The organism is Achromobacter sp. DMS1 (assembly GCF_001270295.1).
Window position 1 is genome coordinate 1 of record NZ_LHSJ01000148.1, and the last position, 10266, is coordinate 10266.

General features: G+C 62.9%; 9 protein-coding genes. 7 read left to right on the forward strand and 2 right to left on the reverse strand.

What is annotated here, in order from left to right; genetic code table 11:
* Positions 1 to 51: 51 nt before the first annotated feature.
* Positions 52 to 1020 (forward strand): IS5 family transposase, encoded by a 969-nt coding sequence (locus tag AD428_RS16545; RefSeq protein ID WP_053244871.1) that lies wholly within the window; start codon positions 52 to 54, stop codon positions 1018 to 1020.
* 715 nt (positions 1021 to 1735) lie between these two features.
* Here the strand turns inward: AD428_RS16545 and AD428_RS16550 are convergent.
* Positions 1736 to 2554 (reverse strand): glucosamine inositolphosphorylceramide transferase family protein, encoded by an 819-nt coding sequence (locus tag AD428_RS16550; RefSeq protein WP_235490591.1) that lies wholly within the window; start codon positions 2552 to 2554, stop codon positions 1736 to 1738.
* Between the two features lie 173 nt (positions 2555 to 2727).
* Positions 2728 to 3696 (reverse strand): IS5 family transposase, encoded by a 969-nt coding sequence (locus AD428_RS16555; RefSeq protein ID WP_053244871.1) that lies wholly within the window; start codon positions 3694 to 3696, stop codon positions 2728 to 2730.
* A gap of 258 nt (positions 3697 to 3954) precedes the next feature.
* Here AD428_RS16555 and AD428_RS16560 point away from each other — a divergent pair, with 258 nt between their 5' ends.
* The 6 genes from AD428_RS16560 to AD428_RS16585 all read left to right on the forward strand — a co-directional run.
* On the forward strand, positions 3955 to 5436 hold the full coding sequence (locus AD428_RS16560; protein WP_053245903.1) for a TolC family outer membrane protein: 1482 nt from the start codon (positions 3955 to 3957) through the stop codon (positions 5434 to 5436).
* A 24-nt stretch (positions 5437 to 5460) separates the two neighbouring features.
* Positions 5461 to 5673: a hypothetical protein gene (locus AD428_RS16565; protein WP_053245904.1), complete on the forward strand. Its 213-nt coding sequence runs from the start codon at positions 5461 to 5463 to the stop codon at positions 5671 to 5673.
* The gene (locus AD428_RS16570; RefSeq protein ID WP_053245905.1) at positions 5657 to 7822 is read left to right on the forward strand and encodes a type I secretion system permease/ATPase; all 2166 of its coding nucleotides are present in this window, start codon (positions 5657 to 5659) and stop codon (positions 7820 to 7822) included. Before AD428_RS16565 ends, AD428_RS16570 begins: the two co-directional genes overlap by 17 nt.
* 7 nt (positions 7823 to 7829) lie before the next feature.
* Positions 7830 to 9251, forward strand: coding sequence for an HlyD family type I secretion periplasmic adaptor subunit (locus AD428_RS16575; RefSeq protein ID WP_053245906.1), 1422 nt, complete (start codon positions 7830 to 7832; stop codon positions 9249 to 9251).
* 7 nt (positions 9252 to 9258) lie between these two features.
* Positions 9259 to 9912, forward strand: a complete 654-nt coding sequence (locus tag AD428_RS16580; protein WP_053245907.1) for a response regulator transcription factor — start codon at positions 9259 to 9261, stop codon at positions 9910 to 9912.
* 82 nt (positions 9913 to 9994) lie between these two features.
* A partial coding sequence (locus AD428_RS16585; RefSeq protein ID WP_152968127.1) for a retention module-containing protein occupies positions 9995 to 10266 on the forward strand: 272 nt, incomplete at its 3' end.

The following is a 10266-nucleotide window of genomic DNA, read 5'->3' on the forward strand; positions in this document are numbered from 1 at the left end:
CCCCGCCCAACGGTAAACTTCGTCTGTCACGCCCTCTCGAGTCTGTTCATCATGAGCCAACTGAGTTTTTCTGAAGCGGAATTTGCCGGTAAGCGCAAGAAGACACGCCGTGAGAAGTTCTTGAACGAGATGGATCGCACGGTGCCGTGGGATTACCTGGCCGGTGAGATTGCCAAGCACTACCCGCAAGAAGGCAAGGTGGGTCGCCAGCCGTATCCCATTGAGACGATGCTGCGGATTCACTTCATGCAGCAATGGTTCAACCTGAGCGACCCAGCGATGGAAGAGGCGTTGTACGACAGTTTTTCGATGCGCCAGTTCGCCAAGCTGCCCGGTGGTCGTGCGCCGGACGAGACGACGATCCTGAACTTTCGTCACCTGCTTGAGAAGCACAACATTGCCGAAGAAATGTTCGAAGGCGTGAACCTGCTGCTGCAAGACTATGGGCTGATGGTGCGCCGGGGAACGATTGTGGACGCGACGATCATCGATGCGCCCAGCTCGACGAAGAACGCCCAGGGCGCGCGGGACCCCGAGATGCACCAGACCAAGAAAGGCAATAACTACTTCTTCGGCATGAAGGCGCACATCGGGGTCGATCTGCATACGGGCTTGGTGCATTCGGTGGTGGGTACGGCGGCCAACGTGGCGGATGTGACGCAGGTCGATGGGCTGCTGCACGGGGAGGAAGAACTGGTCTTGGGTGATGCGGGCTATCAAGGTGTGGGCAAGCGCGAAGAACACCAGGGGCGCGATGTGCAGTGGCATATTGCGTTGCGCCCGAGCCTGCGCAAGAAGTTGAGCAAGACGGTGCAATCCTTGCAAGACGCCTATGAACACACCAAGGCCAGCCTGCGGGCCAAGGTGGAGCACCCGTTTCGGGTGATCAAACGGCAGTTCGGCTACACGAAGGTGAGGTATCGGGGGCTGGCGAAAAACACCGCGCAGTTGCTGACGCTGTTCACGTTGAGCAATCTGTGGATGGCGCGACGACATTTGATGGCAGAGGTGCGCCCATAGGACATCAAAAGGCCCGGAAACGGGCTCTTTTGAGCGAAAACACGACGGAAAATCGGGATTTTGGACGTTTTTTTCTGATTTTCTGAAATCAGGCGACAAGCAGTGATGAATTTGGGTCGGCTGGCTGATTGTTCAGACCGTCCCTAGAAGGGGATCTTCGCTGTGCTGAAGACTATTATTTTCAGCCCCGCGGAGCTTGTTCCGCGCCATGCGGGAATATGCGGATGCGGCATATTCATGGCATGCAGGCTGAGCAACTTTGGTAGCCAACATAACGGATGGCGTGAACCCATCTTATGGTTCGCAATGGCTAAAAGCAAGACGTTTCAGGTCGATATAATCCGACAAAAACAGTAATCATCCGTTAGCCTTAAACACTTCTCATAAATAGGAATGAGATAACGAAATCATTCTTTCCGGCGGCCGGGTTTTCCCGGGGGAAAATGCGCCCCGCTGCCCGGGAACCCGCCCATGCGGCCCCGCTTGCCGCAAGGGGCGCAGCCGCGGCAAGCGCGGCAGGCATGAAAAACCAGAGGGAGGGGTAACGGAAATGTTGCACGCCGCCCTGGCCGGGCGGCCCGCCGCGGGGCGCTGCCCGCCGGGGAAAGTCGCGGAGGGTTCAGTCTGGAATGCTGCCTCGGCCTTCTTCTTCCAGCCTTTGCCGCGGCAGCCGGCGAATATGAAATGCATTTTCCTGGCAAAACATCCGCCTTATTCAATCCATATAGGCGAAATCAAATACCGTATGCCCGCCCTGATAGTGCCAATGGTGCATCGAAGCATGGCGTTTTTTCAGAAAATCGGCATAGTGGATCTCGCCATCGGTTTCCACATAAGTGGAGGGCGTCAGCTCCTCGATCCGGTTGAGCGACACTCCCTTGCCGTAGTGGCAGAACCCCTGGTATTGGGCGCAGCGGATCACCTCTCCGCCAGGCGTGACAACGATTCCCGCGTTGCGGGCCCGCATGGGGTTGCGCACGATAGGGTTGCAGGCGTGCGGCGTCCATTGCGTGGAGCGCGGCGAATCGGAAAAGAAGGCGAATAATTCGTCGCAATGGCTCTGGCCGTCGGTGCGGTCGATATTGGTGAGCAGCCACCAGTATTCGCCGTGCTTGAATATTATGGTGTCGACCGCCGATATATTCGTCATCAGCGTCATGTCGAGCTCCCACCTCAAGGGAAAATCGGTGCATTTCCAGAGCTCGATGCTGCGGTTTCCGCATGTTTCGGGAACCATGTACGTGGTCCCTTCGTATTCGAATATATACGGAAAGGATAAATGGTAGGGCAGGTTCAGCGCGGTTCCTATCAGCCGGAAGTCCCCGTCGGAGTATGTCGCGACCGAAATCGTGCCTTTGCGGGAATTAAAATCGTAGTCTTCGAAGAATATATAGGGTTTCTGGTCCCGCATATAAACAAAAGGGTCCGCGAAAAACCGACCCTTCGGGGGCTGCAGCACCATGGCCTCGGACACCACGGCCTGCTGGCGCGCTGACGGAAACATGCCGATCCGCCAGCGTATGTTCTTTTTCATGATGCGGCGCACAACGAGGTCCGCCATTAAGGACGGTCTGAACAATCAGCCAGCCGACCCAAATTCATCACTGCTTGTCGCCTGATTTCAGAAAATCAGAAAAAAACGTCCAAAATCCCGATTTTCCGTCGTGTTTTCGCTCAAAAGAGCCCGTTTCCGGGCCTTTTGATGTCCTATGGGCGCACCTCTGCCATCAAATGTCGTCGCGCCATCCACAGATTGCTCAACGTGAACAGCGTCAGCAACTGCGCGGTGTTTTTCGCCAGCCCCCGATACCTCACCTTCGTGTAGCCGAACTGCCGTTTGATCACCCGAAACGGGTGCTCCACCTTGGCCCGCAGGCTGGCCTTGGTGTGTTCATAGGCGTCTTGCAAGGATTGCACCGTCTTGCTCAACTTCTTGCGCAGGCTCGGGCGCAACGCAATATGCCACTGCACATCGCGCCCCTGGTGTTCTTCGCGCTTGCCCACACCTTGATAGCCCGCATCACCCAAGACCAGTTCTTCCTCCCCGTGCAGCAGCCCATCGACCTGCGTCACATCCGCCACGTTGGCCGCCGTACCCACCACCGAATGCACCAAGCCCGTATGCAGATCGACCCCGATGTGCGCCTTCATGCCGAAGAAGTAGTTATTGCCTTTCTTGGTCTGGTGCATCTCGGGGTCCCGCGCGCCCTGGGCGTTCTTCGTCGAGCTGGGCGCATCGATGATCGTCGCGTCCACAATCGTTCCCCGGCGCACCATCAGCCCATAGTCTTGCAGCAGCAGGTTCACGCCTTCGAACATTTCTTCGGCAATGTTGTGCTTCTCAAGCAGGTGACGAAAGTTCAGGATCGTCGTCTCGTCCGGCGCACGACCACCGGGCAGCTTGGCGAACTGGCGCATCGAAAAACTGTCGTACAACGCCTCTTCCATCGCTGGGTCGCTCAGGTTGAACCATTGCTGCATGAAGTGAATCCGCAGCATCGTCTCAATGGGATACGGCTGGCGACCCACCTTGCCTTCTTGCGGGTAGTGCTTGGCAATCTCACCGGCCAGGTAATCCCACGGCACCGTGCGATCCATCTCGTTCAAGAACTTCTCACGGCGTGTCTTCTTGCGCTTACCGGCAAATTCCGCTTCAGAAAAACTCAGTTGGCTCATGATGAACAGACTCGAGAGGGCGTGACAGACGAAGTTTACCGTTGGGCGGGGGAATTGTTCAGACCATCCTTAAATATAAAGCGAGCCGAAAGCATTGAAGAATTTGCGTGATTTCGAGGCTTTTGGGGGAAGTATCGCGGAGAAAGTCAGCGCAGGCGGTCAGTTGCGTCACAAGTTTGCAAACATTGACTCGCCAATCCTGACATTTACAAACATTATCTCGATCTATCGAAACCCACTCGTCCTCGAATAATCACCATGGCTTCGTTCACGCTTAAAAGCACTGTTGTCGCCCTTGCTCTGGCCGGCCTTCCCGCGGCATATGCCCAGACGCCGGTCACACTGAACCAGATCGTCGAACAGACGCTGCTCAGCAACCCCGAAATCCAGGCCAAGTACCACGACTTCCAGGCTTCGCTCGAAGGCCAGAACGTGGCGCGCGCGGCCTTCTTCCCGCAGGTCAACCTGCAGGGCTCGATCGGCCGCCAGTACCGCAACAAGGTGCCGGGCGAAGGCTCCCAGCAATGGACGCAGCCGGGCTGGTCGGCCGAATTGCGCCAGCTCATTTTCGACGGCTTTCGCACCAGCAACGATGTGAAGCAGGCAGGTTTCGACAAGCTGGCCCGCTTCTATGACCTGCTGGCCACCAGCGACAGCACCGCGCTGGCCGCGGCCCAGGCGTACATCGACCTGGAGCGCTACCGCGACCTCGAAATGCTCGCCCGCCAGAACTACTCGCTGCACGAGGAAACCCTCAAGCAGATTGGCGAACGCACCGAATCGGGCGTGGGACGCCGCGTGGACCAGGAACAGGCCGGCGGCCGCCTGGCCCTGGCCCAGACCAACCTCATGACGGAATCGGCCAACCTGCTGGACGTGCAGCAGCGTTTCCAGCGCATCACCGGCGCGCTGCCGCCCGCCAGTCTGCAGCCCGTGCCCGACCTGAGCGGCAAGCTGCCCGGCAAGCCGGCCGATTTCAACGAGTCGCTGCGCCGCAACCCGTCGTTCCTGTCGAAGCAGGCGGGTCTGCAGGCCGCGCAGGCGGGCGTGGCCTCGTCCAAGGGCGCGTTCTCGCCCAAGTTCGAATTCGTGGCGGCCACCGGGCGCGATCAGACGGATCCGACCCCGGAAAACCGCGACATCCAGACCTCGTCGGTGCAGCTCGTGATGAGTTACAACCTGTACCGCGGCGGCGCCGACTCCGCGCGCGTGCGCCAGACGGCCGCGCAGTCCTATGCCGCCCGCGACATCCGCGACTACACCTGCCGCAACGTGCAGCAGGATCTCGCGGTGGCCTGGAACAACATCGTCAGCCTGAACCAGAAACTGCCCTTCCTGCGCGACCATGAAATCGCCACCGCCAAGGTGCGCGACGCCTACCGCCAGCAGTTCCAGATCGGCCAGCGCTCGCTGCTGGACCTGCTGGACACCGAGAACGAGCTTTTCGAATCCCGCCGCGCGCTCACCAATGCGGTTTATGATCTGCGCCTCGCCCAATACCGGTGGCTGGCGCTGTCGCACCAGCTCCTGCCCGCTCTGTCGCTGCGCCCCGCGCGCGACGAGATGCCCGAGGAAAACGGCAAGCTCGAGGTTTCCGACGAAGTGATCAAGCTCTGCAACTCGACGGTTCCGGACGCCGCCAGGCTGGCTCCGGTCAGGGTGCAATACAACGAAGGAACGCTGCCGCCGACGCTGGTGCCGCTGAACGCGCCGGCCAAGGCGCCCAAAGCCGCGCCCTGACCCGCGCCGGGCGCAGGAGGCCCCATGGCAAATCCGAAGAAAGACTTTTCGCAACTGGACGCGGACTTTGTCCGCGTGCTGGAAGACCTGATCGACGCCTTGATTGCCAACGGCACCTTGCGCCTGACCGATCTGCCCATCCAGGCACAGCAGAAGTTGACGCAGCGCAAACAGACTCGCGCCCGTCTCTCGAAACATCTCGATCTGCTCGATGACGACGATGGACAAGTTATCTGAAACCTCGTTCCGGGAGTGGCGCGCCGATGCGCGCGCCGCGCACGACGACCCCCTTCTGGACTGCCTGGTGGAGGTCACGCGCCTGCATGGCGTGACGGCCACCGCGCAGGCGCTGTCGGCGGGCCTGCCGCTGGAGTCGCACCGGCTCACGCCCGCCCTGCTGCCGCGCGCCGCGGCGCGCGCGCAATTGTCGGCGCGGGTGGTCAAGCGCGGGCTGGCGGACATTCCCGCCGACCTGCTGCCCGCCATCCTGCTGCTGCGCGGCGAGCGGGCCTGCCTGCTGCTCAGGAAAGACGGCGACGTCTGCATCGTGAGCCACCCCGAGCTGGGCGGCAGCGCCATCGAGATGAGCCAAGACCAGCTCCTGGCCCAATACACCGGCCTGGCCTGCCTCATCCGGCCCCAGTTCCGTTTCGACGCCCGCTCTCCGGAGGTGGCCAAGGTGCGCACGCGCCACTGGTTCTGGGCCGCCATCATGGAAAACCGCCGCCTGTACCGCGACGCGCTGATCGCCGCCCTGCTGATCAACCTGTTCGCGATGGCCATGCCGCTCTTCACCATGAACGTGTACGACCGCGTCGTGCCCAACAACGCGGTGGAAACGCTGTGGGTGCTGGCCGCCGGCATCGGCCTCGTCACGATCTTCAACACCATTCTGGGCACCGCGCGGGCGCACGTGGTCGACAGCGCCAGCAAGCGCGTGGACGTCCGTCTTTCGGCCCAGATCATGGAACGCGTGCTCGATCTGCGCCTGGAAGGACGGCCCGTGTCCGTGGGGTCGTTCGCGGCCAACCTGCGTTCTTTCGAATCCATCCGCGATTTCATCGCCTCGGCCACCATCACCACCCTGGTGGACCTGCCGTTCATCCTGCTGTTCCTGGCCGCGCTGGTCTGGATCTCGCCCTGGATGATCCTGCCCCCGCTGGCGGCCATCGTGCTGATCCTGCTGGTTTCCCTGGCGGCCCAGGCGCGCATGGAGTCGCTGACCATGTCCTCGTTCCAGGCATCGTCGCAGCGCAATGCCACGCTGGTGGAAGCCCTGACCGGCCTGGAATCGGTCAAGACCCTGAATGCGCAGAGCGCTATCCAGCGCAACTGGGAGCGCGCCACCGAGTTCATTGCCCAGACCGGCGGCAAGCTCAAGCTCATTTCCTCGTCCGCGGTGGGATTCGTGCAGGCATGCCAGCAGCTCGTCTCGATCTCGGTCGTGATCATCGGTGTCTACCAGGTGCAGGACTCGGCCATGTCCATGGGCGGCATCATCGCGGCCTCCATGATCGCCGGCCGCTGCCTGGCGCCGCTGGGCCAGGTGGCGGGGCTGCTCATGCAGTACCAGAACGCGCGCACCTCGCTGGCTTCCATCGACAACTATATGAAGCTGCCGGTGGAGCGCCCGCCCGAGTCGGAATTCCTGCACCGCCCGGTATTTCATGGCGGCCTGGAATTCCGCGACGTGAGCTTCGTGTACCCCGGCGCGCGCCAGCCCGCGCTCAAGAAGGTGTCGTTCAAGCTCAAGCCGGGCGAAAAAGTGGGCATCATCGGCCGCATCGGCTCGGGCAAGACCACACTGGAAAAGCTGGCCCTCGCCCTTTACCAGCCCACCGAGGGCGCGGTGCTGCTCGACGGCGTGGACATCCGCCAGATCGACCCCGCCGACGTGCGCCGCGCGATCGGCTACGTTCCGCAGGATCCGCTGCTGTTCTACGGCAGCCTGAAGCACAACCTGGCGATGGGCGCGCCGTACGCCGACGACGCCACCATCCTGGCGGCGGCGGACACGGCGGGCGTCACCGAATTCGCCAACCTGCATCCCGACGGCTTCGACATGGTGATCGGCGAACGCGGCGAATCGCTCTCGGGCGGCCAGCGCCAGTCGGTGGCGGTGGCGCGCGCGCTCATCAACGACCCGCCCATCCTGCTGCTGGACGAGCCCAGCAGCAATATGGACCACCAGAGCGAGGCCCAGCTGCGCCAGCGCCTGAAGGCCGCCAGCGCGAACAAGACCGTTCTGCTCATTACGCACCGCACGGCGCTGCTGGAATTGGTGGACCGTCTCATCGTCATCGACAACGGCCATATCGTGGCCGACGGCCCGAAGGAACAGGTCGTCGAGGCGCTGCGCCAGGGACGGGTCGGACGGGGCAGCTGAGGATTCCATGCAAATCGATTCCGTCCGAAACCGTCCTTCGCTTTTCAGCCTGCCCTGGCGCATGCTGCGCGGCGCCTTCGTGTCGCTGTTCGACCTGCTGCTCAACGGCGTCGAAAAAGGCAAGCCCCGCAAGCGCTCCGGCTACGTGGGCAATGCCGAATGGCTGATCCACGAGTCCGAGGCGCGCGGCTCGCGCATCCTGCTGTGGGTGTCCCTGATCGCGGTCGCCCTGCTGCTGGTCTGGGCTGCCGTCAGCCCCATCGACGAGGTGGTGCGCGGCGAGGGCAAAGTGGTGCCTTCGCGCCAGGTCCAGATCATCCAGAGCCTGGACGGCGGCATCGTGGACGAAATCCTCGTGCGCCCCGGCCAGGAAGTGGAAGCCGGCCAGATCCTGCTCAAGATCGACCCCACGCGGTTCGCCTCCTCGCTCGGCGAGAACAACGCCGAATACCTTTCCCTGCTGGCCAAGGCCGCTCGCCTGAAGGCGCTGGCCACGGGCGAACCCTTTACCGCGCCCGAGGAAGTGCTGAAGCAGGCGCCGGGCCTGGTGGAGATGGAGCGCAACGCCTGGCAGGCGCGCACCACCGAGCTGAACGCCACCGTCAACGTGGCGCGCGAGCAGCTCAAGCAGCGCCAGGAAGACCTGCGCGAAACCATCGCCAAGCGCGACCAGGCCGCCGCCAGCTGCGCGCTGACTTCGCGCGAACTGCAAGTGACGCGCCCGCTGCTCAAGAGCGGCGCGGTTTCGGAGGTGGACCTGCTGCGCCTGCAGCGCGACGTGGCCCGCTTCTGCGGCGAGCAGAAAGGCGCCGAGGCGCAGATCGACCGCTTCCAGGCCTCCATCAAGGAAGCCGAGAGCAAGATCCAGGAAACGGAACTCAACATCCGCAACCAGGCGCGCAGCGAACTCTCGGAAACCAACACCAAGCTGGCGACCCTGCAGCAGAGCAAGCTGGCGCTGGCCGACCGCGTCAAGCTGGCCGAAGTGCGCGCGCCGGTGCGCGGCATCATCAAGACCATTTTCAACAACACGGTGGGCGGCGTGGTGCAGCCCGGCAAGGACATCATCGAGATCGTGCCCGCCGACGACACGCTGCTGCTCGAGGTCCGCGTGCAGCCGCGCGACATCGGCTTCCTGCATGCCAGGCAGAAGGCGGAAGTGAAATTCACCGCCTACGACTTCTCCATCTACGGCGGGCTGGAAGGCGAAATCGAGCAGATCGGCGCCGACACGGTGACGGACGACAAGGGCAATTCCTATTACGTGGTGCGGGTCCGCACGAACCGCAGCACGGTGGGCGACAAGCACCTGCCCATCATCCCTGGGATGGTGGCCGAGGTGCACATCCTGACCGGCAAGCGGACGGTGCTGCAGTATCTGCTCAAGCCCGTGCTGCGCGCCAAGGCGAACGCATTTACCGAGCGCTGAAGGAGTTATGAAACCGACACCCGTGTTGTTGATCACGCATGACGAGCTGCTCTGGCAACAATGGCGCAACCTGGATGGCACGCGGTGGCTGCCGGCGCGCGGGCGCACGCTGGCCGACCTCGCCCGCTGGCGCGGCCAGGGCCGCAGCCTCGCTATCCTGGACAGCGACCTGCCCCGCCTGCCGGGGTGGCACGACGCCTCCTGGGCGGCCGTGCTGGACGGCGCTCAGGTCATCGTGGCCAGCCCTCGCCCCACGGATGAGCAAGGCACGCAGGCCCTGGGCGCGGGCGCGGCCGGCTACTGCCATGCCTACGCCTCGCCGGCCGCGCTGGCCCAGGCGCTGGAAGTCGTGGCATCCGGCGGCATCTGGATGGGACGCTCGCTGGTCACGCGCCTGCTGCGCCTGGTGGAAGAGCGCGCCCAGCCTCCGGCCTCCTGGAACCTCGGTCTGACCGAGCGCGAAGACATGATCGCGCGCCGGGCCGCCACCGGCCAGGCCAACGCCAGCATCGCCTCCGACCTCGGCATTACCGAACGCACCGTCAAGGCGCACCTGTCGGCCGTATTCGACAAGCTGGGCGTATCCGACCGCCTGCAGCTGGCGCTGCTCGTGCACGGTATTTCCGCTCCCCAGGAACGGCGCAGCAAAGTCGCCTCATAACCTGTCCTTGAGGACAATACCGCCGCCGCGGCATGCCCTCTAGTATTCGGCCATCACGGATGATTCCCTCAAAGGATCCAAAATGGCCAATGCCTCCCCCGCTATCGTTTCCGAACTCACCGGCCGCGCGTGGATACGCAATAGCGACGGTTCCCTGACCGAGCTGCACGAAGGCAGCAAGGTGCCGGCCGGCAGCGACATCGTCACCGCCTCGGGCGCCACGCTCACGCTCCAGGTCGAGAACGGCATGCCGCTGGTCATCGGCGAGAACCGCGACGTGGCGCTCAACGGCGATGCCGGCGCGGGCACGCTGGCCGATCCTTCCGAGGCCGCGGTCGCGCCGCCCTCCGGCAC

What these genes read in the sequence shown, in the direction of transcription:
- AD428_RS16545 (WP_053244871.1), top strand. Translation starts at nt 52, where the DNA reads ATGAGCCAACTGAGTTTTTCTGAAGCGGAATTTGCCGGTAAGCGCAAG.
- AD428_RS16550 (WP_235490591.1), bottom strand. Translation starts at nt 2,554, where the DNA reads ATGAAAAAGAACATACGCTGGCGGATCGGCATGTTTCCGTCAGCGCGC.
- AD428_RS16555 (WP_053244871.1), bottom strand. Translation starts at nt 3,696, where the DNA reads ATGAGCCAACTGAGTTTTTCTGAAGCGGAATTTGCCGGTAAGCGCAAG.
- AD428_RS16560 (WP_053245903.1), top strand. Translation starts at nt 3,955, where the DNA reads ATGGCTTCGTTCACGCTTAAAAGCACTGTTGTCGCCCTTGCTCTGGCC.
- AD428_RS16565 (WP_053245904.1), top strand. Translation starts at nt 5,461, where the DNA reads ATGGCAAATCCGAAGAAAGACTTTTCGCAACTGGACGCGGACTTTGTC.
- AD428_RS16570 (WP_053245905.1), top strand. Translation starts at nt 5,657, where the DNA reads ATGGACAAGTTATCTGAAACCTCGTTCCGGGAGTGGCGCGCCGATGCG.
- AD428_RS16575 (WP_053245906.1), top strand. Translation starts at nt 7,830, where the DNA reads ATGCAAATCGATTCCGTCCGAAACCGTCCTTCGCTTTTCAGCCTGCCC.
- AD428_RS16580 (WP_053245907.1), top strand. Translation starts at nt 9,259, where the DNA reads ATGAAACCGACACCCGTGTTGTTGATCACGCATGACGAGCTGCTCTGG.